Origin of the sequence: Sphingobacterium ginsenosidimutans, assembly GCF_039536865.1 — a bacterium.
GTDB lineage: Bacteria > Bacteroidota > Bacteroidia > Sphingobacteriales > Sphingobacteriaceae > Sphingobacterium > Sphingobacterium detergens.
The window spans coordinates 150,641-176,052 of sequence record NZ_BAAAZK010000005.1 but is presented as its reverse complement, the minus strand read 5'-3'; the positions used below and the strand labels follow the sequence as shown (position 1 = coordinate 176,052).

General features: G+C 40.4%; 18 protein-coding genes. 3 read left to right on the top strand and 15 right to left on the bottom strand.

Features of this window, described 5'->3' with window-relative positions; all coding sequences use genetic code 11:
• Window positions 1–38 precede the first annotated feature (38 nt).
• Genes ABFX33_RS09680 through ABFX33_RS09655 form a run of 6 tightly spaced genes read right to left on the bottom strand, consistent with a single transcriptional unit; the run spans window position 39 to window position 8,287 of the window.
• Complete coding sequence (locus tag ABFX33_RS09680; RefSeq protein ID WP_346085782.1) at window positions 39–1,274, bottom strand: quinol:cytochrome C oxidoreductase; 1,236 nt, start codon at window positions 1,272–1,274, stop codon at window positions 39–41.
• Window positions 1,275–1,293: 19 nt separating this feature from the next.
• Window positions 1,294–1,932 carry a c-type cytochrome gene (locus tag ABFX33_RS09675; protein ID WP_404479136.1) on the bottom strand — a complete coding sequence of 213 codons (639 nt, stop codon included), beginning with the start codon at window positions 1,930–1,932 and terminating at the stop codon, window positions 1,294–1,296.
• On the bottom strand, window positions 1,916–2,452 hold the full coding sequence (locus ABFX33_RS09670; RefSeq protein WP_223583837.1) for a DUF3341 domain-containing protein: 537 nt from the start codon (window positions 2,450–2,452) through the stop codon (window positions 1,916–1,918). The genes ABFX33_RS09675 and ABFX33_RS09670 overlap by 17 nt, the downstream gene beginning before the upstream one ends.
• A gap of 6 nt (window positions 2,453–2,458) precedes the next feature.
• Window positions 2,459–3,943: an NrfD/PsrC family molybdoenzyme membrane anchor subunit gene (gene nrfD / locus ABFX33_RS09665; RefSeq protein WP_077437920.1), complete on the bottom strand. Its 1,485-nt coding sequence runs from the start codon at window positions 3,941–3,943 to the stop codon at window positions 2,459–2,461.
• A 29-nt stretch (window positions 3,944–3,972) separates the two neighbouring features.
• A complete protein-coding gene (locus tag ABFX33_RS09660) occupies window positions 3,973–6,987 on the bottom strand; it encodes a TAT-variant-translocated molybdopterin oxidoreductase (protein ID WP_346085780.1) in 3,015 nt (1,004 codons plus the stop codon).
• Window positions 6,988–7,024: 37 nt separating this feature from the next.
• On the bottom strand, window positions 7,025–8,287 hold the full coding sequence (locus tag ABFX33_RS09655; RefSeq protein WP_428835644.1) for a cytochrome c3 family protein: 1,263 nt from the start codon (window positions 8,285–8,287) through the stop codon (window positions 7,025–7,027).
• Between the two features lie 339 nt (window positions 8,288–8,626).
• Between ABFX33_RS09655 and ABFX33_RS09650 the strand changes: the two genes are divergently transcribed.
• Window positions 8,627–9,103: a methionine-R-sulfoxide reductase gene (locus ABFX33_RS09650; RefSeq protein WP_428835643.1), complete on the top strand. Its 477-nt coding sequence runs from the start codon at window positions 8,627–8,629 to the stop codon at window positions 9,101–9,103.
• Here the strand turns inward: ABFX33_RS09650 and ABFX33_RS09645 are convergent.
• Window positions 9,093–10,103 (bottom strand): LacI family DNA-binding transcriptional regulator, encoded by a 1,011-nt coding sequence (locus ABFX33_RS09645; RefSeq protein ID WP_346085778.1) that lies wholly within the window; start codon window positions 10,101–10,103, stop codon window positions 9,093–9,095. The genes ABFX33_RS09650 and ABFX33_RS09645 overlap by 11 nt on opposite strands.
• Before the next feature lie 143 nt (window positions 10,104–10,246).
• Here ABFX33_RS09645 and ABFX33_RS09640 point away from each other — a divergent pair, with 143 nt between their 5' ends.
• Window positions 10,247–12,529: a GH92 family glycosyl hydrolase gene (locus ABFX33_RS09640; RefSeq protein WP_346085776.1), complete on the top strand. Its 2,283-nt coding sequence runs from the start codon at window positions 10,247–10,249 to the stop codon at window positions 12,527–12,529.
• Between the two features lie 77 nt (window positions 12,530–12,606).
• Complete coding sequence (locus ABFX33_RS09635) at window positions 12,607–12,933, top strand: DUF493 domain-containing protein (RefSeq protein WP_120261478.1); 327 nt, start codon at window positions 12,607–12,609, stop codon at window positions 12,931–12,933.
• Window positions 12,934–12,971: 38 nt separating this feature from the next.
• On the opposite strand, the gene ABFX33_RS09630 is transcribed toward ABFX33_RS09635, so the two are convergent.
• The 8 genes from ABFX33_RS09630 to ABFX33_RS09595 all read right to left on the bottom strand — a co-directional run bounded on the left by ABFX33_RS09630 (window position 12,972) and on the right by ABFX33_RS09595 (window position 25,375).
• Window positions 12,972–13,427 carry a hypothetical protein gene (locus ABFX33_RS09630; RefSeq protein ID WP_346085775.1) on the bottom strand — a complete coding sequence of 152 codons (456 nt, stop codon included), beginning with the start codon at window positions 13,425–13,427 and terminating at the stop codon, window positions 12,972–12,974.
• Window positions 13,428–13,516: 89 nt separating this feature from the next.
• Window positions 13,517–15,703, bottom strand: coding sequence for a polyribonucleotide nucleotidyltransferase (gene pnp, locus ABFX33_RS09625; protein WP_346085773.1), 2,187 nt, complete (start codon window positions 15,701–15,703; stop codon window positions 13,517–13,519).
• Window positions 15,704–16,420: 717 nt separating this feature from the next.
• Entirely contained in the window at window positions 16,421–17,740 is a 1,320-nt protein-coding gene (locus ABFX33_RS09620; protein ID WP_346085771.1) for a cytochrome c, read from the bottom strand.
• On the bottom strand, window positions 17,737–18,333 hold the full coding sequence (locus ABFX33_RS09615; protein WP_346085769.1) for a redoxin domain-containing protein: 597 nt from the start codon (window positions 18,331–18,333) through the stop codon (window positions 17,737–17,739). Before ABFX33_RS09615 ends, ABFX33_RS09620 begins: the two co-directional genes overlap by 4 nt.
• An 18-nt stretch (window positions 18,334–18,351) precedes the next feature.
• Window positions 18,352–20,028 (bottom strand): SusD/RagB family nutrient-binding outer membrane lipoprotein, encoded by a 1,677-nt coding sequence (locus ABFX33_RS09610; RefSeq protein ID WP_346085767.1) that lies wholly within the window; start codon window positions 20,026–20,028, stop codon window positions 18,352–18,354.
• A gap of 25 nt (window positions 20,029–20,053) precedes the next feature.
• Window positions 20,054–23,398, bottom strand: a complete 3,345-nt coding sequence (locus ABFX33_RS09605) for a SusC/RagA family TonB-linked outer membrane protein (protein ID WP_346085765.1) — start codon at window positions 23,396–23,398, stop codon at window positions 20,054–20,056.
• A 381-nt stretch (window positions 23,399–23,779) separates the two neighbouring features.
• Window positions 23,780–24,058, bottom strand: a complete 279-nt coding sequence (gene rpsO / locus ABFX33_RS09600) for a 30S ribosomal protein S15 (protein ID WP_346085763.1) — start codon at window positions 24,056–24,058, stop codon at window positions 23,780–23,782.
• Window positions 24,059–24,160: 102 nt separating this feature from the next.
• Window positions 24,161–25,375, bottom strand: a complete 1,215-nt coding sequence (locus ABFX33_RS09595; RefSeq protein WP_346085762.1) for an acyltransferase family protein — start codon at window positions 25,373–25,375, stop codon at window positions 24,161–24,163.
• Between the last annotated feature and the right edge of the window lie 37 nt (window positions 25,376–25,412).

Below are 25,412 nucleotides of genomic sequence, written 5' to 3'. Positions count from 1 at the left end.
TTATAACGTTTTTACGTAACCTTCCTTTAAAAGTGAAACTATATCTGGTGATGCAAACTCTCATCCAAGAAAGGATGATTTTTAGGCACCAATGCTTGTTTGCTCAATTTACTCATCACTAAAAAGATGAACAAACCTAAGAAACCAAGTGCAGTTCCGATTTCAATGATACCAAATCCTCTATGTTCAGCGACAGTACCCGGCATAACCATGATGTAATAATCAAGCCAGTGACCAGCCAACAATAGAATCGCTACGAACAACATCACATTTTGTTTACGTTTAGCATCGCGATCTACTAATATAAGCAGTGGAGACACAAAGTTAATGATAATACTCAACCAAAACCAAGGTTTGTATTCAGGTTCCCAACGTTTGTAGAAATAAACTGTTTCCTCAGGAATGTTTGAATACCAAATCAACATGAATTGTGCAAACCAAACATAAGTCCAGAAGATGGAGAAACCGAACATCAATTTACCCAAATCGTGCAAATGATTTTCGTTTACCCAGTTCATATAACCAGCTTTCTTCAATACAACAACGATGATCGTGATACAACAGATACCACTTACCCACATCGCTGCAAAGTTGTACCATCCGAACATGGTAGAAAACCAGTGCGCCTCTAAGGACATGATCGTATCAAACGCCCATATTGGAGTTGTGAAACCGAAGATAACCAAGAAGATAGCAGACAATTTAAATGACTTTTTATAAGAAGCCAAACCGCCTTCTAAATCCTCTTTGTATGAAAGTTTCGCAAGAATAATAGCAAAAATGCTATATATTCCTAAAAAGATAACTTGACGAGATAAAAAGAAAGGTACGTTCAAGTATGCAGACTTTCCTTCAATAATAGGGTCATAGTTTGGGCTATTGTGATCCAACAAACCTTCACCATGCCAATGGTGGTAAAGATTATGTGTAGATAAACCCAATCCAACAATAACCACTAACAAGAGTGCTGCGATAGGCAGGGTGCTTGCCATAGCTTGAGGTATACGTACCAGACCTGCAGACCATGCAGATTGTGTTACATATTGCAAAGCAACGAAGAATGCTCCAGCTGCGCACACACATGTAAAGTAATAACCCATCAATAACAAGTTGGCGTATGTACGCTCTACAGTAACGTGATCGCCCGAAAGCAACCCCATAGCTACAGCAGCTACGCCTAGTACAACAGCGATAATACTGAACATTTTAGCTTTGCCAGCAAACTCGTATCGCTCGTTGAAATTATAATCGTGATGATGACTGTGAGTTCCCATTTATATATCTGATGTTAGATTATTTCTTTTGTAATTCGTGAACATACATAACAACTTTCCATCTCTCTTCTGGAGACAATTGAGATGCATGCGATCCCATGGAGTTATGTCCATAATAAATCGTATGGTAAATCTTACCATCCGTCAAGTCAGCCATGAAACCACCTCTTGAAGAGTTCGCTTTATCCGTTCTGTGATAAGACGGTGGCGGCGGAAAGTTCTCTAATTGACGAGTACCTCTAGAATCAGTTACACTACGATCTTTCGTAAGAGGTCCATCTCCTTTACCTTCTACCCCGTGACATACTGAACAGTATGTAGTGAATAAAGCCTTACCTTTTTCAAGGTTTTCAGCATTAACAAGCAAAGGATTCTTCACCTCAGCACCCGCACGTACATAATCCTCTAATGTATTGGCATACTCAAAACGAGTGAAACCAATTGGATCTGTACCTTTAGGAGGTGCCTGTGCTGTTTTTCCATCAGCAAAATTCGCATTGGGTTGATCCGGATTGAAAGCAAGCGGATCGTACATGTTACGGGAAAATTCCAAACCTGTACTACGAGTCGTTTTGTCACCACAAGAAGAAACAAGTGCTGTCAATGCTACAGCTGCGCATACAGTTCCAAGTAAATTCTTCTTATTCATAGCTAACATATTTTCTATCATTGTACTTAACTTCAACAGCACCGGCTTCTTTCAATAAGCTATCGATCAAAGCGTGGTCTGCATTTTCTTTGGCATCTACTGCGAGGATGAAACGGTCATCTGTTGCTCTTAGGTCCATCACGCGAGGCGTACGTCCCGGGAACAAGTGGTTACGGAAGAAAAATGTAGCAACCATTCCCAAAGCACACAATAAGATCGTAACCTCAAATGTTACTGGAACAAAGTTTGGCATTGCAAATGATGGCTTACCACCGATATTCATCGGCCAATCGTATACCATTGTATAATACAATAAACTAAAACCTAATGTCGTTCCTAATGCTCCAAAGCAAAATGCTGCGATAGGCAAGCGAGAAGGTCTTACACCTAACTTCGCTTCGATACCGTGGATAGGCATCGGAGTAAAGCAGTCATAAATACTTATATTGTTTGCTTGCAATTTGTCGATCCCATGCATCATGTCATCCGGATCCGCAAAACTACCTAATATATATTTTGTATTGCTCATTGCTGATTATTTTCTAACTGATAATTCTTTAATCTCTTCTTCTGTCACTGAATCATATTTTTCCAATGATTCTTGGAAGTACTCAACTTGCTCTGCAGGGAATGCACCTTCTTGAGCCAATTTAGTTTTGTGTTGTAATGACGATGATTTCAACAACAATTTAACTTCGGCAATCGCGATACCTGGCAAGAAACGTAAGAACAACAAGAATAACGTAAAGAATAATCCAATTGAACCTACAAAGATACCTACGTCTGTCCAAGTTGGGTAGAACATTGCCCACGATGAAGGCAAGTAATCACGGTGCAATGAAGTCACGATAATTACGAAACGCTCAAACCACATACCGATATTTACCACAATAGATAGAATCCATGAGATCGGAATACTTGTACGGATTTTTTTGAACCAGAATAACTGTGGAGAAATTACGTTACAAGTCATCATTGACCAGTACGCCCAAGCGTATGGACCCAACATACGGTTCTCGAAAGCATACATTTCGTATTCTGAACGAGAGTACATTGCAATAAACAACTCTGTTAAGTAAGCCACACCCACGATAGAACCAGTCGTCATGATAATGATATTCATTGACTCAATGTGGAACATGGTGATGTAGTTCTCAAAGTTCATTACTTTACGTAAGATCAACAATAAGGTCTGCACCATCGCGAAGCCTGAGAAGATCGCACCTGCCACGAAATATGGAGGGAAGATCGTCGTGTGCCATCCAGGGATAACCGAAGTTGCAAAGTCCATGGATACGATCGTGTGTACAGAAAGTACTAGTGGAGTTGAAATACCTGCCAAGATCAAAGACACGATTTCAAAACGTTGCCAAGTCTTCACAGAACCATTCCAACCGAATGATAATACAGAATAGATCTTTTGTTTTAATCCAGTAGCACGGTCACGGATAGTCGCGATATCCGGCAACAAACCACAGTACCAGAATACCAAGGATACTGTAAAGTATGTTGAGATCGCGAATGCATCCCATACCAATGGAGAGTTGAAGTTTACCCAAAGTGATCCAAATTGATTTGGAAGAGGGAAAATCCAATATGCCAACCAAGGACGACCCATGTGAGCTACAACGTATGTAGCCGCACAGATTACCGCAAAGATCGTCATCGCCTCTGCGGAACGGTTGATTGAGTTACGCCAGTTCTGGCGGAAAATTAATAATACAGCTGAAATCAACGTACCAGCGTGACCGATACCAACCCACCATACGAAGTCGGTGATATCCCAAGCCCAGCCTACTGTTTTATTCAGACCCCAAGCGCCGATACCTGTCCAAAAGGTATAACTAACGCTAACTACCCATAATAAAGCACCCAATACAGCAACGGTAAAACCAATCCACCATGCTTTATTTGGTTTATTTTCAACCGGTAGTAAGATATCATCCGTAATTTTTGCATACGTGATGTCTTTACCGGTCATTAATGGTTCTCTTAATATTGATTCGTTATGCGATGACATAGTATTTTTATTTCAAATATTGTACAAGATTACGCCTCAAAAGTGTTTCTAACTTTTGTCATATAACCGATACCCGGTTGAACATTGATTTCCTCAAGTACGTAATAAACACGCTCATTGCGTAATGCTTTGGAAACTTCTGATTCTGGATCATTCGCATCACCAAAAATAATTGCATTTGCCGAACATGCTTGTTGACAAGCCATTTGGATATCGCCATCTTTAACTTTGCGATTTTCAATCTTAGCTTTCAATTTACCTCCTTGGATACGTTGGATACACATCGAACATTTTTCCATTACCCCACGTGAACGAGTTACTACATCTGGATTCAATACCAATTGTGTGAACTCATTGTTCAAGTAGTTATCAAAACGTGAATCATTCCAGTATGCAAACCAGTTGAAACGACGTACTTTGAACGGACAGTTGTTCGCACAGTAACGTGTACCGAAACAACGGTTGTAAGCCATATGGTTCAGACCTTCTGAAGAGTGTACTGTAGCCAATACCGGACATACAGTTTCACAAGGTGCGTGACCACAGTGCTGACACAACATGGGTTGGTGAACAACAGTGATATCTTCGAAATCCAATTCAGCTGAAGCTTTCGCAATCTCTTTCTCTTTTGTCAGATCTTGATCTTTGCCTTCGATTGTATAGTAACGGTCGATACGTAACCAGTGCATCTCACGACGACGACGAACCTCATCACGACCTACAACAGGGATGTTATTCTCTACGTTACAAGCAACGATACAAGCACCACAACCTGTACATGCGTTCAAGTCGATCGCCATCACCCATTTGTGACCCGGTTGCTCATATTTGTTCCACAAATCGTACGTTTTGTGATTATCTGTAAAGCGTCCTGCCTCAGAGTTAGGATCTTTCAAATACTTCGCAAACGTAGTCTCACGAATCACGTTACGACCTTCGATGGTGTGATGTGTTTGTGTTTGTGCCAATTGGTAAGTTCCAGAAGCTTTCGCTACAGTTGCTTTTGCAACACCTTGAACAGTACCGTTGATGATAGAAGCAAATGGGAATGCGTTTTTACCAACTTCATTACCTGCTTTACCAACTTTCGTACGACCGTAACCTACAGCAACTGAAACAGTTCCTTGTGCTTGACCTGGTTGTTGTACAACTGGCAATTCCAATTCAACACCATTTGCTTTTACAGTCACTTTACCATCTTCACCCAAACCTAGTTTTTCAGCATCTTTTGGATTTAGGGCAGCATAGTTGTCCCAAGTTACTTTAGATACTGGATCAGGCAATTCCTGTAAGTAAGCGTTGTTTGCGTAACGACCATCGCGAAGAGCAGAAGGTTCGTAAAGTTTCAATTCAAACTCACCAGTGATTGCTTTGCTAGAAGTTTCGATTGCAGCAGCGGCAGCAGCAGCATTTCCTGTAAATGCAGGAGCAGTTGCAGCTTTAGCGCCTTTATATTCAAAACCAGTTTGCAATACAGCATCCCAGTTTTTCGTAGAACCAGCTAAGATTTGTGTAGACCACAAGTTCTTAACAAAGTTGTACATATCTGTTGTGTTTCCTGCCCAAGTCAACAAGCTTTGTTCAGCTTGACGCGTTTGGAAAACAGGATTGATTGTCGGTTGAACGATAGAGTACAAACCTTCTTTCGGGTTAGCATCACCCCAAGACTCCAAGAAAGTACTTGCAGGAGCGATCGCAGTCAATTCTGACGCAGTCTCATCAGCACGTTGTGCGAATGATAATGTGAAAGGAATCTGTTTCAAAGCCGCTTTTACATCATCCGCTTTGAAGTAGTCATATACAGGGTTGCTGTTCAAGAAGAACGCCACACCCACTTGACCACCTTTAGCAGCAGCTAAGAAAGCTTGGAAAGAAGAATCCGAACCTTGGTATTGTTTAGAATAGTTATCTAAATCAATGATTGTACCGTAAGCGCCCAATGCAACGTTGATTGCATTGACCAATATCTGAACGTTCACATCGTTTGAACCAGCAACAACTACGGCAGCACCTTTGCTGTTTACCAATTCTTTCGCCGCTAGGGCTACACCTTTTTGCGCTTTTTTGTTTGCAGTCGCACCAGCCAATGTTTGACCAGTGATTGCATTATATAAAGCGATCAAGGTAGCACCTTCTTCTGAAGGTTTGATAGCAATACGCGCATCAGCATTTGTACCAGTCATTGAAAGACCAGACTCAAATTGCACGTGACGTGACATTTTTCCATTTTTCAATGATTTGTAGTCACGGTTTTTAGCGTATTGTTGTGTATGCTCTTCACCTGCCAACCAAGTTCCTAAGAAATCGGCAGCAACTGAAACGATTACATTTGCTTTATCAAAATTGTATGAAGGAACTACAGCTTTACCAAAAGAAGCTTTATTTGCTTCGATAATACCGCTGTAAGAAACAGCATCGTATTGTACATGATTCGCTGTAGGGAATTTCGTTGCGAAAGCAGCGATAGCTGCCAAAGTTGAAGGACTGTTTACTGTATTCGAAACGATCGTAATTTGTTTACCAGAAGATGCAGCAGCAGTCAATGCTTTAACAACTTCCCCATCCAATTTAGACCACTCCACATCTTGACCTTTCAATTGCGCTTGCTTCAATTTAGATTCATCATATAAATCCAATACCGAAGCAGCAGTCGTTGAATCCAAACCTTGGTTCAAACCAATTGCATTAGGGTTAGGTTCAACATTGATAGGACGACCTTCACGAGTTTTAACTAAGATACTTTGACCATTGAATGTCGACGTATAATAGTTAGGGATACCTGGAGTTACCTCTTCAGGTTTAATCAAATAAGGAACTGCCTTATGCACAGGAGTACGGTTACAAGCCGCTAAAGAAACAGCACCCAAACCAAAACCTAATGCTTTCAAGAAGTCACGGCGAGGAGTTTTTGTACTCAAGCCAGCTTCGTTTAATACATCTTCTACAGGAATAGATTCGGCAAACTCACCCTTGCTTCCCTCAACGAAAGCAGGAGTTTGATTTAACTCTTCCAAACCTTTCCAATATTTTTTATTGCTATCCATTTAAGCTGTATATAAGATTGCGTATTTCAAATAATTATTAATAGTGACATTTACCACACTCAAGACCACCGATCATGGCTGCAGTCATTTTCTCACCTTTCTTAATTCTTTCGTGTGCCTTGATCAAATCTTCATAATATTTATTATCTGATTTGATATCTGTCTTTTTGTGACAATCAACACACCATTTCATCGTCAATGGAGAGTATTGGTATACTTCTTCCATGTTTTGGATCGGACCGTGACAAGTCTGACACTCGACTCCTGCTACCACAACGTGTTGTGAGTGATTGAAGTAAGCGAAATCAGGCAAGTTGTGGATACGAACCCATTGAATTGGCTTAGGATTGTTACCGTAAGTACGTGTCTCAGGATTCCAATCCAATGCACGATAGATTTTAGCAATTTCTGGAGAGATCTCACCATCATAGTGCTCTGATGCAGTGACTGTATTGTGACAGTTCATACATACGTTAGCCGATGGAATAGAAGCATTTTTAGATTTAAATGCACCACCGTGACAGTATTGACACTCAATTTTATTTACACCAGCGTGGATTTGGTGTGAGAACTTAATTGGTTGAACAGGTTTGTAACCTTCGTGAACACCGACGTTCCACATCGTCTTCCAACCACCTACTGCCAATAAAGCAACAAGCATCAACACAGTGAATCCAACCAATTTTTTGTTTTTAACGAATGCTTTCGCAAACTTCACAAAACGTTGACTGTCTTCAGGTTCTTGTTGCGCCGCAATAGCTTCCTGATTCTTAGCAATAACATTTTCTAAGGTACGGATCACACGGTTCAACACCACGATCACAACAACTGCTAAAACAACAACCGCGATCAAGCCCAAGATCATGAACATAGACGCATTGTCATCTTTTGCAGCAGCGCCACCAGGAGTATCACCTTTCGGCTTCTCTACAGAGGCATCTTTGATAAACGCAATGACAGATTTAATCTGATCATCAGATAAATCCGTAAAAGAAGTCATCACAGATTTGTTGTACTCTTCGAAGATTTTAACCGCTTCAGCATCACCAGAAGCAATTAGAGCTTGAGAGTTACGGATCCATTTAATCAACCATTCTTCAGATTTAGTATCTGGAACTCCTTTCAAAGCAGGACCAACTACTTTTCTGTCAATGGCGTGACAGGATGTACACTTAGATTTGAAGATTTTTTCACCTTCCTTGACATCTTGCGCATGCAACGTCGTAACGGCAAATAATAGCATCAAACTCGTTGACACCACCCTCGCAAGGCTTCCCAAAACGGATGAGATAGTTCTCATATTTAGCACTTTATACTATTTATTTGTGAATGTAAAAAATTAACTCCCATGGTTAAAGGAGCCACTACCCCCCTAACAATGCCACAAAAGTATGATTTATTAACAAATCGCTGACAATTTTGTGACCTTTAATATCAATTTATAATCATTCTAAACAATTGCATTTAAACCACGTTAAATCCCTATTATACGAACGAAGTACATCAATTGCCTTAACTTTTCATCACGGTACGCCTATCAAATATAAGACATTACTATGACAATTTAAAATACCTGAATATCAAGATCATTCCGGGCTAAAAAAACATTTTCCGATATTAATTTCGTAACTTTATAGGTATGAAAACGCTATTATATAGCTACTGTATCTGCTTGTTCCTAATGGGCTATTCCTGTCAGGGTCAGCAGAACATTAAACAGACTACGAAAATGGAAACGAATAAAAAACACAACCCGTTAAGCAAAGAAGAGGAATATGTGATTGTGCATAAAGGGACGGAGCGTCCTTTTACGGGTGCACTTTTGGACAACAAAGTGAAAGGAACTTACATTTGCCGACGTTGCGATAGTCCACTGTACCGTTCGGAGTCAAAATTTGAATCTGGTTGTGGCTGGCCTAGTTTTGATGATGAGATCCCTGAAGCAATCACGCGGATCACGGATGCAGATGGACGCCGTACAGAAATCCTCTGTACCAATTGTGGTGCGCATTTGGGGCATGTTTTCCTTGGCGAAGGTTTCACGGCAAAAAACACGCGCCATTGCGTCAATTCTATTTCAATGAAATTCGTAGCGGATACTGATACTACAAAGTAACCTTTGCTTTTGTCGACTCACGAATTTTCAATTCACAAGGCAACACCATCTTACGTGTTGCTTTTATTTTGCCCTGTAGACGGAGCAAAAGTATATTGATCAGATTTTCTGCGATCTCCTTGATCGGCTGTGAAACAACAGTGATGGATGGTTCTAGTAATTTAAATACGGTATGATCATCGAAGGCGATCATTGCAGGCATGGCAAAATTATATTTCTTCGAAGCCTTTAACCCGGAAATCGCCAGATAATTGGTTGAAAATAAAACAGCATCCAAACGATTTTCACAAATAAAATCTTTTAGTGACTCCATTGCTTCGTCATCCGAAGCATCCATTTGCACCTTCTGGATAAAACTTTGTTGCTTATTATTATCCATCGCTTTCAGATATCCCTCCGAACGCTCCTTCATCTGGGTCTGATCCGAGTATAAAGACACAAAGCCGATACGCTTATAGGCTTGTTGACACAAATGGCTGGTCGCATCGAAAGCCCCCTGAAAATTATCTGCGCCGACATAGTCTGTCTCCAGGCCCGGAAAGTAACGGTCGAAAAGTACAACAGGAATATTACTTTGCTGCAACTGCTTGACAGTATCCTCTAAACCGTCCGAAGGCGTAATGATAAAACCGTCGACCTGACGATCGTAAAACATCTGGATCAGCTCCTTCGCCTTCTCGACATCATTGTTGGTACTACAGTAAATAATGCGATATCCCTGCTCGTAGACTTTACTTTCGATCAGACGCGCGATATTACCAAAAAATGGATTCGAGATGTCTTCGATAATCAAACCTAAAATCTTGGTTTTTCCGGTTCGCAAGCTTTTCGCCAATTCATTTGGCTTATACCCTACTTTCTTGACATAATCCAATACGCGCTTGGTCAACGCCTCGCTGATACGCTTCTCTTTTGCCTTGTCATTCAAAATAAAGGATACTGTAGTTACAGAAATTCCCAACGCCTTTGCGATATCACTGATCAGAATACGTTTCTTCATGTAGAGTAGGTTTGTTAAGTTTTTATTTCGAAGATTACTAAAGTAAAAAATTTAACGACAATTTACTAAAATAATAATAAAATTGCGCTAAAAGGTTTTATTTACTAATTTTAAGCAGTTTCAAATACCCGAACACAAAACCTATGACAGGAAATAAACTCATCACAACAGTGTTGGGCACGCTAATTTTACCATTTTGCGTTCAAGCTCAGCAAAATTTAACACAATATGTCAATCCATTTATTGGATCAGCAGATCACGGACACGTGTTTGTCGGAGCCAATGTACCTCTAGGTGCGGTACAACTTGGCCCAACGCAGATCCCACAGATCTGGGACAAATTCAATGGCTGGGATTGGTGCAGCGGCTACAATTACAAAAGCCAGGAAATATTGGGTTTTACCCACACCCACCTGAGCGGAACAGGCATTGGTGACCTCAATGATCTTATGATCGTTCCGGCGAATGGCAAGCTACAATTAACACCTGCAGAATTCAACAAAATGAATACAGGCTATGGCTCATCATTCAAAAAGGAAAATGAAGTCGCTAAACCCGGATTTTACAGTGCCTATCTGGATGACTATAAAGTTCAGGCCAATCTCACAGCAACAGAAAGAGTTGGTTACCACCAATACCGATACGAAAAAACAGACAATGCCCATATTTTAGTTGATCTGGGTTATCACATCAATTGGGATAAACCAACTGATACCTATATCAAACAGATCAATGATTCTACATTCGTTGGCTATCGTTTCTCCACAGGCTGGGCCAGTGACCAAAAGCTATACTTTGCTATAAAAACTTCGCAACCTATCCAAAAGGTTAGATTCTTTGATGGCAAAGATGAAAAATTCGGTCAGACAACCTTCAAAGGACAAGCGATCAAAGCAGCACTTTTCTTCGATGCGGCTAAAAACAAGAACATTGAACTTAAAGTCGGTATTTCACCAGTCAGCTCTACCAATGCCTTAAATAATATCAATGCGGAGATTCCAGGCTGGAATTTTGAGAAAGTAAAGCAAGAAGCAGATCAACGTTGGAATAAAACCTTGAACAAAATCCAGTTTGAAGCAGATAAGGATACAAAAACAATCTTCTATACAGCTTTATACCACACCTACTTCGCCCCTACAATTTTCAACGATGCAAACGGTGATTATTTGGGTACGGATAAACAGGTTTACGAAAAGCAAGATTTTGTCAATCATACCGTATTCTCCCTATGGGATACCTATCGTGGGCTTCATCCACTGATGACCATCCTTGAAGACCGTAAAATCAATCAGGATTTTATCAAAACCATGCTTGCTATATATCAACAACAAGGGAAGTTACCGATGTGGCATTTGCAGGGTAACGAAACCAACACCATGGTTGGCCTGCCGGCCATTCCGGTCATCGCAGATGCCTTCTTAAAAGGAATCATCGATGAGAAGGATTATCCTTTGGTATGGGAAGCTGTCAAAACAACCGCTATGGGCAATGACCATGGGTTGAAATTTGCGCGCGACCTGACGTATATTCCCATCGACAGTATGCCGAATGAATCCGTTGCTTGGGCATTGGAATATGCTATCGCCGACTTTGGCGCTTATAAAATTGCCGAGAAATTAGGAAAGACAGAAGATGCTGCTTATTTCAAAAAACGCTATAAATTATATGAGCAATATTTTGACAAAGAAGTTGGTCACTTCGTTGGTAGGAAAGCCAATGGTGACTTCCGCAGACCTTTTGATCCATTAATGGCCAAGCACCGTGAAAATGATTACTGTGAAGGGAATGCATGGCAATATACGTGGTTGGTACCACAAGACGTGACAGGTTTGATCAATCTTTTTGGCGGCGAACAGCAATTTTTAAAGAAACTAGATTACTTCACAACCATGTCTTCAGATCTCGGTGGAGAAGCTTCCCCCGATATCTCAGGACTAATCGGCCAATATGCACAAGGTAACGAGCCTAACCACCACATTCCTTATCTATATGCCTATGCAGGACAGCCATGGAAAGGTGCTGCATTGGCGCGTAAAGCGATGACCGATTTCTATACAAATACACCGGCAGGACTTTGTGGTAACGATGACGTCGGTCAGATGAGCGCATGGTACGTATTCTCGGCGATGGGATTCTATCCATTGAATGCTATGAGCGGTGTGTATGTATTTGGTTCGCCGATGATGGAACATGCCAACATCAATTTGCCAAATGGCAAAACTTTAGCGATCACGGTCAAAAACCAAGGTAAAGCAAACCAATACATCAAATCGATCAAATTGGACGGAAAACCTTATACCAAGACTTTCATCACACATGCACAATTGCTACGGGGTGGCCAGATGGAAATTGAGATGAGCGCTACGCCGAATAAAAACTTTGGAAAAAACAAAGCGGACAGACCTACAAGCGTTGACAATAATTAACTGAAAAATTGTCAGCAAAACATTCATGGATTAATATTTGTTAATACCTTATTATATAAATTTAAGGAGAACAAAAAATGGCAGATTACAAAAACATCAATATACAAGACATCCCTGATGGTGGCGAGAATCCAAAAGACTTCTATGAAAGCTTCAAAGAAAGATTAGAAGATTTGGAGACCTTTCCAAAAGACTATACCTATAAGTTTATCTTACCAAAGGATCAGGATCATTTCAACCAGATCCAACGTGTATTTGATGATACTGATGCACGGTTTGACTTCAAGGATTCCAAAACAGGAAAATATACCTCAATCACGGTCAACCTGAATGTAAAAGATGCAGATCAGGTCATTTACTTCTACAAAGAAGTTGCCAAGATAAAAGGTGTTATTATGTTATAAAAACTAAAAGAGGCTGTCGAAATGACAGCCTCTTTTGTTTATGATCCAAGAAGTTCCTGCGTGACCAAATCCCCTCGAACAATCAATTCCCCCATTTTTACCTTATCAAACAATTCTTTCGGAACTTTGAGTTTCAAAAGATAACATATCGGGCGCCCGGATTGAATCCCTGGGCTCCATCTTTTTTGCTTTCTTAGAAAATCAATTAGAACAGGATCTTTAGAATCACTTTTCCTATCCAATAGTATCCCGTCTTTTGTGACGATTATCTCAAATATATGATCAGCATATATCGCTTTATCCAACCGACCTTCCCTCATAACTTCCTTTAGATAGTTTAGCCAATGGGTCTTAAAATTATGCATCCCCCCCTTCGGTTCAAGAAAAATTTCCACCGCATTATACATACGGACTGTATCCGTATTTTTTAATACTTGTGCCCCAACAGGACCATATAATAACAATAAGAAGAGAAAACAATATATTCGAACCATAATTTAAAGAATATCAACGAGTTAATCAAATAAAGCCCACAAAAAAGCCCGCTAATAGCGGGCTTTTATATATAAGTTCAAGAATAAGCTTATTCCTGACCGGCACCAGCTACGGGAGCTTCGCCATTGGCGTTATCTTGTTTTGGCTTATCTTCTCTTGGAGGACGAGGCAATAAAGCTTTACGTGAAAGTTTCATCTTACCTTGCTTGTCGATATCCAACAGTTTAACCGTTACTTTATCACCTTCTTTGAAGATTCCGTCCATTGTTTCAAGACGTTTCCAGTCAATTTCAGAGATGTGCAATAAACCATCTTTACCCGGCATAATCTCAACAAATGCACCAAATGGCATAATTGATTTTACTTTACCTTCGTAAGTTTCACCGATCTCAGGTTTAGAAGCAATCGCTTTGATACGACCTACAGCATCATCAATTGCAGCTTTATTGTCTGCAAACACCTGAACGACACCTTTGTTATCAACCTCCTCGATAGAGATTGTTGCACCAGTCTCACGTTGCATTTCTTGGATGATCTTACCACCTGGACCGATCACAGCACCGATAAATTCTTTATCGATCAACAATTGAACGATACGAGGTGCATGTGGTTTGTAGTCTTCACGTGGAGCAGAAATGGTTTTCTTCATTTCACCTAAGATGTGTAAACGAGCTTCTTTCGCTTGATCCAAAGCCTGTGTCAACACTTCCCATTTCAAACCATTGATTTTTAAGTCCATCTGACAAGCAACGATACCTTTCTCCGTACCAGTTACCTTAAAGTCCATATCACCTAAGTGATCTTCATCGCCTAAGATATCCGATAAAATTGCATATTTACCAGTTTTCTCATCAGAGATCAATCCCATTGCGATACCAGATACAGGAGCTTTCAACTTCACACCAGCATCCAAAAGAGCCAATGTGCCGGCACATACCGTCGCCATGGAAGACGAACCATTGGATTCCAAAATATCAGAAACCACACGGATTGTATATGGGTTTTCATTATCTGCAGGTAATACTTGTTTCAATGAACGCATCGCCAAGTTACCGTGACCAACTTCACGACGACCAGGACCTCTATTTGGTCTTACTTCACCTGTAGAAAATGCAGGGAAGTTGTAGTGAAGTATAAATTTGTTATAACCGTTGATAAAAGCACCATCAATCATTTGCTCATCGTCTTTAGCGCCTAAAGTAACTGAAGTCAAAGATTGTGTTTCACCACGTGTGAATACAGCAGAACCGTGTGCTGCTGGCAAGTAATCCACTTCAGACCAGATCGGGCGTACAGTACGTACATCACGTCCATCTAAACGCATGCCTTCATCTAAAACTAGATTACGGACAGCATCATACTGAACATCGTGGAAATATTTTTTGAATAAGAAAGCTGTGTCATCATCCAATTCTTCAGGCATTGTTGCTCTGTATTCCTCCGCAATTTTTGCAAAGTTTTCAGAACGGTCATGTTTCGCAGAAGCTGATTTTGCAATTGCGTATACTTTATCATAAGTAGCAGCAAAAATAGAATCTCTCAATTCAAGATTTTCAGGCTCGTGATTATACTCACGTTTCACAGTTTTACCAACCAAATTAGCCAATTCTACCTGTGCAGCAACTTGTTTTTTGATAGCCTCGTGAGCAAAAGCAATTGCTTCAACCATTTCAGCTTCTGAAATTTCTTTCGCTTCACCTTCCACCATACCGATATCCTGAGCAGAACCAGCAACAATAAATTCTAAAGTTGCATTTTCAAGTTCAGATAATTTTGGATTGATGACCAATTGACCGTCAATTTTCGCTACACGAACTTCTGAGATAGGACCGTTAAAAGGAATATCAGAAACTGCAATTGCAGCAGATGCTGCCAAACCCGCTAAAGCGTCAGGCATGATATCTTTATCAGCAGAGATTAAGCTGATGGCAACTTGTGTATCTGCGTGATAGTTTTCAGGGAATAATGGACGTAATGCGCGATCTACCAAACGAGAAATCAATACTTCATAGTCTGACAATCTAGCCTCACGACGTAAGAAACCACCTGGGATACGACCTGTGGCCGCATATTTCTCTTGATAATCTACTGAAAGGGGTAGAAAATCGACACCAGATTTAGCTTCTTTGGCAGAAACGACAGTTGCAAGCAACATCGTATCACCTTGTTTTAATACTACAGCACCATCAGCTTGTTTCGCTAATTTTCCTGTAGACAATTCGATTTGGGTGCCATTACCCATATCGATGGTTGTTTTAATTTCGTTGTAATTCATTTAATCTTGTTTTTGACACGCTTTTCATCTTGTTGGCAGCGTGCCGATATTTTAAATACGTTAGATTTCAGCACAAAGGTAAATTAAAATATTAAGATTAATGCAATTAACATAATGCTAAATCATCAAAACGACCAAGATACGACAAGCGATTATCCTTGCACCCAGAACAATAAGCATATCGAAGTCCCTTCAAGTCCCCTCAAGTCCGCTTAAGTCCCTTCAAGTGCCAACAGTGTTCGAATCCGCTAGGCAACCGCTTCGGGACAACTGTGACACTGCCTCGGGAATGCTTCGCCCCTTGTTTGACAGTTGCTCGGTAACGCGTCGGTTGTTTACCAACAACAAGGCAAACAACAGCCGAAGAACAGCCGAACGAGTCCCAAAGTTGTCCCGACTCAGTCCCGAAGCAATCTCAATGCACTCACGAAGAATCGCCGAACAGCGCCCGAATCCCCGTCGAACGGTTGTTGCTGGATCAATCAATATGAGTTGCCAAATGATCTTGTTCCACAGTAAAAACTTCCGCGATTCAAAAAGAGCTTGCACAAGCTTTCTGGACTGTTCCCATAGTTAAAAACAAACAATGGTTTAATTAAAACGAAGAAAGCCATCCAAAATTTGGATGGCTTTCCTAAAAACCTTTGTACAAAAGCTTATTTGATGATATCACGTAGACCTAGACCTTTGATGATCGCACGGTAACGGTTAAAAAACTCATTCCAATAATATATTCTCATCACCTAACTCATAGGGAGCATAAATTAAAAGAAAGGTTAGCATTTCATCCGTAGACACCATATTTCCTGTAGAAAAAACAGTCTTAGGTGGTGAATTCGGATTTTGTGGATTATCACTTGTATTGTCATAAGTCCCTATAACGTGGATCGTCGAACCAGCCGGTATCTTGACCAATTTTCTCATACGATACATTTCTTGCCATTCAAAATTCCAATTGGGAATATGAATTAACGGGATCGTATCGTTGTTGGCGGTCACTGCAAAAGCACGAAAATCTTTTCCGAGATAATGCATATGCGGCCAAACATATAGTAATGATTGATCCTCAGGAGTCCGAACTTTCAGTGAAAAAGTAGAAACTTGATTTGGTGGAATAACAAATCGGGGATAGATATCTCTTTCACCAATGCCACCTGATCCCAAACTAATAATACGGACCGGTCGCTGGATAGGCTTATTCTTAAAATACAAGTTAACACCAATAGTCGACTCTTCATCAGCTGCTACAGCGGAATAATGCACAGTAAAAATTACGCAGCCTCTTTTAGGCAATACCCATCCAAAGTCCTTTGGATAATATTCAACAGAGGCTCCTGGAACCCATCCTGTATAAAAGACAGGATTTGTTTGGTAAGATTCATACTGCATCAACTTTTTCATATCGGTTTCTTGGGTATTATCTATGTAAGGATCGCCAGCAGCAAGATCAATGGAGTTATCAGGAATGGCACTAAACATATAATTCACATGATGTACCACTTTTTTGTTATCGCTGTAGAATTCCACGGCTTCAATTGTCTTCTCCTCGAGTAAATCAAACGGAACTTTAAACAATACAAAACGCTCTTTGTTATTCCCTTTAACAACAAATGGCTTGTCTATTTTTAATATTAAATCCGGCGCACGACCAGCTAAACCAACCTTTTCTAATGATCTCCTCTTTGATTTTACATTTTTTTTCCCTTCCACAGCGCCAGCATCAATCCACTCGATAATCTTATTTTTTTCCTCCTTTGTTAATTGACGATTATTCGCGAAATCCTGATAATGAACATCTGGCATCCATGGTGGCATATAATTGGTTTCAATAACCTCTTTAACCATCCGGATCCGCTTTTTAAAATCCTGATAGTTCGCCAAGGGAAAAGGAGCTTCGCTCTCCTTACTTTTATGACAGACAGCACATTTACTAATCAGTATTTCTCTGACATCCTGATAGGTCTGGGCATTAAGGAGCTGCATAGAGCCAACAACTCCTCCGATGATAGCCCATAAAAGAAAAAATAAGTATTTCATCGCTCGATATAGCATCCAATAGGTTTTATATAACTTGACAGTATCTTGGTATTATTGAGTAAATCCTCAATTGCATTTTCTAAATAATTGACTGTTGCTACTTGTTTTGTTTTTCCTAGTTTCACAACCCAATCGTCTATGGCCCCGTGATAAACAATCTTACCAGAGCGATCAAGTAGGAAAGCTTCAGGTGTCACAGTAGCCTGAAGTGAACCAACCAGCACCATTTTATTATCTTCAATAAGCGGATAGGTTATCTGGTATTTTTTTTTAAAATGCTCAAATTGTCCCGAGGTTTCTTCAACTCCAGGAAATACGCCAACAAACTTAACTTTGTTGGCGTATTTGATATTGAGGTTTGCAATTGTCAGGGTATATTTTTGACTAAGCGGACATGTTGTTGCATAAAAAACAAAAACATGTGGCATATCCTCCAATCTTGAAAGATCATATTTCTGCCCAGTTACAGTCGCCAACGATTGTGTTGCCTTTACCCCATATTGGGCTTGTACCTGGAAACTACATACTAATGATACTAAAAATAAAATATGTTTCACAAAGTCGATCGTAGAATATGTTTTTTGCTTAATCATAATAAATATACCACTAAATTACGGCATATCCCACCACACACGCCCCCTGATATCATTGGGTGAACCAAAACCAGGTACTTTTTCCATTGCGTCAATAGCATCATTGATGTTCTTCGCATTCATATCCGTCACTGTAGGTCGGGTAATGGAAAATCTTCTTGGCATCTGCAAAACTCCTCCCGAACTCATAAAGATTTCAGATTTCATGATATTACCATTTACTGCAGGAAAGCCTGTACGCTTTACCAATGCCCAAGCCTCATTGTTATTCTTATAATAATTGATGTATTGTTGGACACAAATTTGCTCTAGTGCATTTGAAGCATTATATACTACACCTGGCTTGGCTTTATAAGCAGTTGCTTCTTCTGGGTTTAGGGCGCGATAATCAGCTACCTTTGCCCGCGAAGCAGCACGATCCGTTTCAACCAAAGCCGAATCAATTCCGCGATAATACAAGGCCTGTGCATCAGCAGGGCTTCCAAAGATATTACGTTGTGCCAATTCAGCCCGCATAAATAAGACATCAGAACAATTGATAATTGGAAACGTCATCAATCCATTATTCGGCGTAGAATTAAAGAAACTTGGTCGTATGGAGGAAGGTAAACGACCTGTGGTATCGCGACCGTTGAATTTATAAGCTATTGCTGTAAAATATGCTGCTTTATCTGTTTCTTGTGCTGCATCGGGGCTAATATACTGTCCGTAATATTGCTGCCATTTAAAGTCCGCAGGTATTTTACCTTGCGCCTGTGCCGCATCAAAACGCTCTTTCGTAAAGTGCGAAGGTTGAAAATAAACACGTATCCGAGGATCACTGGTATTCCACATAAAGTCTACCATACTTTTCGATCCTGATACAGACCGCTGATTAGCAGGATTATCTTCAGTATTTGTAAATCCAGTTCCGGCAATAAATTTCCAGGACTCAGCATCACTCCCTATCACCCCTACTTCATCATTGAGCACTTCTGCAGCCACAGTTCGCAATTTTTCAGGATTTCGTTTCATCAAACGCATCGCCATTCTGAGGCGAAGACTATTAGCGGCTTTTATCCACTTTCTAATATCACCATTGTAATAAATATCAAAGCCATCAAGCTTCACCTGAGTCACTGAAGTGGGCGCTTTTAGTTTTGCTACTGCCGATTTCAATTGCTGATCCAATAATTCATATAACTGCTCCTGTGTATCATACTTTGGAGTCAACATGGGAGGCGTGGTGTAACGTCCTCGGAACGCTTCGCTGTAGGCGATACTCCCATATACGTCAGAAGTATACCAGGCAAAATAAGCTAATGGAATATCTGCGATTGCATCGAGATGAACATAAGTTGCTTGTTTATCAGTAGGAAGCTTTTTAATCAGCTCCTTCACATCAACAAGTCTGTTACCAACACCATTATAAAACATCCCCCAGCGCGCCCCAATATTACCAGTAGCCTGGTAAGATCCTTCGGTATTACCAGAACCGATTGAAAAGGTCTGGGACCAATAATATATCCCTAAATATAGGTCATAATACCGTTCACCTCGATGAATCGATAACAAGCCCGTAGGAAGTTCATATTCGGGTGGTGGATTGAGAACAGCATCCGGATCCGTGTTTAAATCCTTGAATTTATCTTTGCTACACGCGGCCATCATCGCTAATACCAAGATCGCGGCCCATATATTGATTTTCTTTTTCATTTCCATAAAATTAATTATCTAAACTTTAGAAGCTACCATTAATGCTGAATCCGAAGCGGCGGACATACGGCATCGCTGACCCCTCATTCATGGCACCAGAACCACTATCACTAACACTATATGGATTAAAGCCATCTGGAGCACTATTATAGAGGAAGAACAGATCATTACCGTATACCCCAACACGCAAGCCATTCATTTTTAATCGTTTTGCTATATGACCTGGTAAATCGTAATTTAAGCTCACCTGTTGTACAGAAATCCATGAAGATTCATACATCGCTCTTTCACGAATACCACTAAACCAAGAATGCGAGTTTGCATAATAAGCTAGTGCACTTGCTGGACGCATATAACCGGCATCTACGGCTTGCTGATGCGTCATTCCTCCCAAATCTATTGTTTTACCACCAACTGTTGTTGTTGACCCTTGTTTATAAACACCATCCATTATCACTCCGTCATTTCTTTGCACCCCCGCAGCCGTTGTGTAAGCAACTCCACCAAATTCTTCCGAGCGTCCTGGCAATGTGCTAGCCAAAATCCCTGTCCAAGAACCAAAATCCTTGGTTGATGAATAAACCATTCCACCATATTTCGCATCTAGACCAACAACCAACTGTAATGACTTATAATTAAATGTATTACGCCAGTTTCCTAAAAATTTAGGTAGAATAGATCCCAACACCGGTGCCTTGTCCAATCCTTCTTTGTAATTTGCCGCACGTTCGTAAATGGTCGATGCTCCATTTGGTGTATAAAGCACTCTTTTCCCATTTAATTCACTATCAATAGGCTTATTACCCCCATCTACAGCTTGATATTTTGCATAACCATAAGGTGCGATAACCGTACCATAATCGCCGCCGACTTTAGCAATAGCCTGATAACCATCACCCCCACCTACTTGAGTATATTCTAAGCCAAATGGCAATGACAAAATTGTATTGCGGTTACGTGTATAATTGAAACGGGTATCCCAAGAGAAATTATCGGTTTTAATTGGCACCCCATACACGACCAGTTCAATACCACGATTACGCACCTCACCTCCATTTAAAAGTGCTTTCGTAACCCCCGATGTCATAGGCGTTCCAAACTCAATAATCTGGTCTCTGGAATCTTGGGAATAAAACGAAAAATCAGCTCCTAGTCTATTCTTCAACATTCTGAACTCTAAACCTGCTTCAATTTTTGTCGAACGTTCAGGTTTTAATGCCTGATTCGGAAGAGTATTACTTTGATATCTGTAATTCAAAATCGATCGGCCCAAATAGTCAAGATAAGGCCCATCCGTACCATAAGCACCAGTATTCGTTGTATAGGCTCCCGTGCCATTTCCTGTTTGTACATAAGAGAGCCTTAACGCACCATAATTAAATAGCGACCCAAGCTTCTCATTAAATGTTTCATTGAATTTCCAAATCGCATCTACACCTGGATAAAAGTAAGAATAGCTACCATGGCCATCATTATAAACCAAAGAAGAATTCCAGTCATTACGACCATAAACGTTCAGTGTCAGCTCATCCTTATAATCCACAGATCCTTGATAAAATAGCGATCCCAAATTTCTGGAATTAGGTTTATCTTCACCTGCAATGGCCCTATTTCGCGAATTACTTAAGCGATAAATATCGGGATAGATCGCTCCGTCTATACGTGCATTTTGCCCTTTTCCGCTAAAGCTATAATACTCACCTCCTCCCATAAACATAACGTTAAAATCATTGATCTTTTTCGTATAGTGTAAGGTCCCGCGGAATTGTTTCGTAAAACGGCTACTTATACTGGTTGAATATTGTGGGTTATAGAATGCCGAATCTCTTCCTCTACTTTTATTTTCGTAGTTACTTCCTAAATAATTTATATTCGCAAAACCCTGAAACTTGAAATTATCATTGATTGGAACTTGTACATCTATCGCTCCCCTGAAATTATCATCATTAACGACACGATTGTTTTGATATAGATTGTACAGCACACTTGAAAAGTTAGTTCCATCCTCGCGATTCCAACCTCCTTGTGGTGAAATATAGTTTTCCATCCAATACTTAGTGTCATAATATCGAGGTAGCCCAGCCACGAAGTTAACAAGTACACTTCCTACGTCAGTATTGCCAGAAAGCATGGAATTGCCAGCCCCCACATCAGCCGCATTTCGGGCCTTACTCTTAACATAGGTTACATTTGCATCCACGATAATTTTCCCCAATAAGCGTTGTGTTCCCCTGAAATTCACACTATTCCTGTTGAAATTATTATTGGGAGTAACACCTTGGGAGCTATTATTGGAATAAGCCAAGCGAAAAGAACCTTGCGCACTACCTCCCGATATACCCACAGTAGTATTGGTACTGATGCCTGTGCGGTATGCATCGAGCATATTATTTGGAATTGCCGAATAGGTTATATCTCGGCCATCGTAATCTTTTACGGTTTGCCCTGTAAATTTAGGTCCGAAATTATATACAGTTGCAGGAACCTGTAAAGCCCCATCGGGCGTTTTCACAAAATCCCGATCACCGCCTGTAGTCCCCGGTCCAAAATCATTCTGAAAATCCATGGTTTTATAGGCTTGATCCCATTGCGTATTTTGCGTAACGGTAACTCCCAATCCCCGTTGCCCAAAACCACTTTTGGTTGTAATTAGGATCACACCATTTTGCGCACGACTACCATACAATGCCGTCACTGCCCCTCCTCTGAGGACAGATATATTTTCAATATCATCTGGATTTAAATCCTTTAAAATATTTCCAAAATCTTGGCTACCGCCGCGGTTTGGCAGCACCATATCTTGATCCATAATAATATTGTCTATAACAACAAGTGGCTGATTATTATAAGGATCTAAGGAGGCGCTTCCCCGAATTCGGAAAACAGGTGTGGATTGAGGTCCTCCTACACCGGGCTGAACCTGTAATCCGGGAACCAGTCCTTGTAGTGCGGCAATTGGATTAACGGCACCAGTACGCCGAAGGTCCTCACCAGATACCATTGTAACAGCTGAGCCAATCTGACTTCTCTTACGTGTGGCGAAACCAGTTACCACGACTTCCTCAAGGGAACCGTCTTCAGGTTTAAGGCTCACGTTGACCATTTTCGCATCACCGACAATAATTTCTTGTGCAATGTAACCGACGGTAGAGAATCGTAGTGTTTCTCCTTTCTGTGCCTGAATGGAGTAGCTGCCGTCTTCTAGGGTTTGGGTAGCTCGGGAAGAGCCCTTAACAGATACTGTGACTCCGCTGATGTTCCCTGTTGCATTCGTCACCCTACCGGTGATCGACTGCTGCGCATATAGACTGGATATCGATGTAAGCGACAACGCAGCTACTATGCAACATGACGAATAAAGTTGCTTCATATGACTATAGGTCAATTATTTGGGTTAGTAATTGCGAGTAAAAATAATGCAAAAAATTTTACGAAACAACAATCTTTTTATTTTTTTTTAAAAAGATCGTTAATGTTTATGTAATTACATAGCAAAGAATAAAAACAAACGAAAACGCTTTATACAATCAATAGGCTTATTGAAATGCTATAAAAAGACCATCTATGTTTGCATAGTGACACAATAAAGGCTCAAAGTAAAAAGAGTGTGTTTTTCATTTAAATAACCTTATTGGAAAGGCCATGTATAGATTGGGATTGTAATCTGATTTTAGGTTATCAAGATATTGGTTTACAACAAAAAAGCCATCCAAAATTTGGATGGCTTTCCTAAAAACCTTTGTACAAAAGCTTATTTGATGATATCACGTAGACCTAGAGCTTTGATGATCGCACGGTAACGGTTAATATCGGTTTTGTAAAGATAAGCCAATAATGAACGACGTTTACCTACCAACATTTGTAGGGCACGTTGTGTACCGAAATCTTTTCTGTTCTTTTTCAAATGCTCTGTTAAGTGAGCAATTCTCTTAGTGAATAAAGCAACTTGACCTTCTGTAGATCCAGTGTTAGTAGCTGATCCAGCAAATTCTGCAAAGATTCCAGCTTTGTACTCTTTACTTAAATACATCTCTTGAATAATATTAAAGCGTTAAAAAATTTATTAATTGCCTGCAAAGGTAGTATTTTTTTTTTGATCAGCAAATACACCTTCATAACCTCTTCGCTTTCACTATACTTTTACATATATTTTTTTCTTGTCCAACCAGTAACAGATTACCCACATCAACGTCAAAAAACACAGTGAATAGGCAAAAGAACCAACTTCAGGGATACCTGGAACTTGGGCACAGACATATTTATAAAACCAGCCAAAAGCGTCAATATATTTTTTTGTTCCATCGTCAGCCAATCCATCCGGGATCCGGAATAGCCCCAGAAAACGAGGTAAAATTCCGCTCAGTACAAATATAAATAAAGGGTTTTTTCCGAACACATCAAAAAATTGGGTTAATTTATTTTTAACACCCTGTACCTCTATAAACCAGATCATACCGCCAATGGTCATTGTAGCAAGTCCTGTGGTATAGAGCACGTAGGAACTGGTCCAAATTTTTTTATTGATCGGAAAGCCAAGCGCCCAGATCCATGCCAAAACAACAAGGATAAAACCAGTCACAAACATCCCCGACAACAGCTTAAAATGAGGTTCGTTTGAAGCAGGTACCTTAGACCAGAGCCAGTCCACCTGCCCTTGTTTTTTTATAAACACCCCCACCAGATAACCAAACACAACCTGAACTACTGCCGGCAAAGTACTCATCAATCCCTCCGGATCGAATGGAACACCTTCACCTTTATAAATATGCGGCACTCCTAAAATATCGATATCGTACTTTGTACCAAACCACCCTTCTAAACTATATGGGTCCGCTCCACCCGCCAATGCACAAACAGCCCAATACAGCAATAGTATACCAGCAGAAATCCAGATAATTGCCTTTTCTTTAAAATAGTACGCTAATATAGAAGCAAAACAATAAGCGATGGCAATACGTTGCAATACCCCAAGAATACGAATACCTCGACTTGGGTCATTTGGATCTACCCATTGTTTAAAAACCAGTTCTGCCCCCTCCCATTTAATAAAAGGCCACCAGTTAATAAAAAGACCAATTGCAAAAATTAACACTGTACGCTTAAGCACTTTTTTCCAGAAAACTGCTGGACCAGCTTCCTGCAAGCGAGGAATCACAAAGGACATCGCATTCCCTACAGCGAATAGAAAAAACGGGAAAACCAGGTCCGTGGGTGAGCATCCATGCCAGGCTGCATGTTTAAGCGGTGCAAACATATGTGCCCATGTCCCTGGATTGTTTACCATAATCATCAGTGCTACAGTAGCCCCACGAAACACATCCAAGGAATAATAACGTTGTTTCATCATAAATTAAGTGATTAGCTAGTAAATATAGATATTTTGA

Coding starts and splice junctions, on each gene's coding strand:
- ABFX33_RS09680 (WP_346085782.1), bottom strand. CDS start 1,274: ATGGGAACTCACAGTCATCATCACGATTATAATTTCAACGAGCGATAC.
- ABFX33_RS09675 (WP_404479136.1), bottom strand. CDS start 1,932: ATGTTAGCTATGAATAAGAAGAATTTACTTGGAACTGTATGCGCAGCT.
- ABFX33_RS09670 (WP_223583837.1), bottom strand. CDS start 2,452: ATGAGCAATACAAAATATATATTAGGTAGTTTTGCGGATCCGGATGAC.
- nrfD (WP_077437920.1), bottom strand. CDS start 3,943: ATGTCATCGCATAACGAATCAATATTAAGAGAACCATTAATGACCGGT.
- ABFX33_RS09660 (WP_346085780.1), bottom strand. CDS start 6,987: ATGGATAGCAATAAAAAATATTGGAAAGGTTTGGAAGAGTTAAATCAA.
- ABFX33_RS09655 (WP_428835644.1), bottom strand. CDS start 8,287: ATGAGAACTATCTCATCCGTTTTGGGAAGCCTTGCGAGGGTGGTGTCA.
- ABFX33_RS09650 (WP_428835643.1), top strand. CDS start 8,627: ATGAAAACGCTATTATATAGCTACTGTATCTGCTTGTTCCTAATGGGC.
- ABFX33_RS09645 (WP_346085778.1), bottom strand. CDS start 10,103: ATGAAGAAACGTATTCTGATCAGTGATATCGCAAAGGCGTTGGGAATT.
- ABFX33_RS09640 (WP_346085776.1), top strand. CDS start 10,247: ATGACAGGAAATAAACTCATCACAACAGTGTTGGGCACGCTAATTTTA.
- ABFX33_RS09635 (WP_120261478.1), top strand. CDS start 12,607: ATGGCAGATTACAAAAACATCAATATACAAGACATCCCTGATGGTGGC.
- ABFX33_RS09630 (WP_346085775.1), bottom strand. CDS start 13,427: ATGGTTCGAATATATTGTTTTCTCTTCTTATTGTTATTATATGGTCCT.
- pnp (WP_346085773.1), bottom strand. CDS start 15,703: ATGAATTACAACGAAATTAAAACAACCATCGATATGGGTAATGGCACC.
- ABFX33_RS09620 (WP_346085771.1), bottom strand. CDS start 17,740: ATGAAATACTTATTTTTTCTTTTATGGGCTATCATCGGAGGAGTTGTT.
- ABFX33_RS09615 (WP_346085769.1), bottom strand. CDS start 18,333: ATGATTAAGCAAAAAACATATTCTACGATCGACTTTGTGAAACATATT.
- ABFX33_RS09610 (WP_346085767.1), bottom strand. CDS start 20,028: ATGAAAAAGAAAATCAATATATGGGCCGCGATCTTGGTATTAGCGATG.
- ABFX33_RS09605 (WP_346085765.1), bottom strand. CDS start 23,398: ATGAAGCAACTTTATTCGTCATGTTGCATAGTAGCTGCGTTGTCGCTT.
- rpsO (WP_346085763.1), bottom strand. CDS start 24,058: ATGTATTTAAGTAAAGAGTACAAAGCTGGAATCTTTGCAGAATTTGCT.
- ABFX33_RS09595 (WP_346085762.1), bottom strand. CDS start 25,375: ATGATGAAACAACGTTATTATTCCTTGGATGTGTTTCGTGGGGCTACT.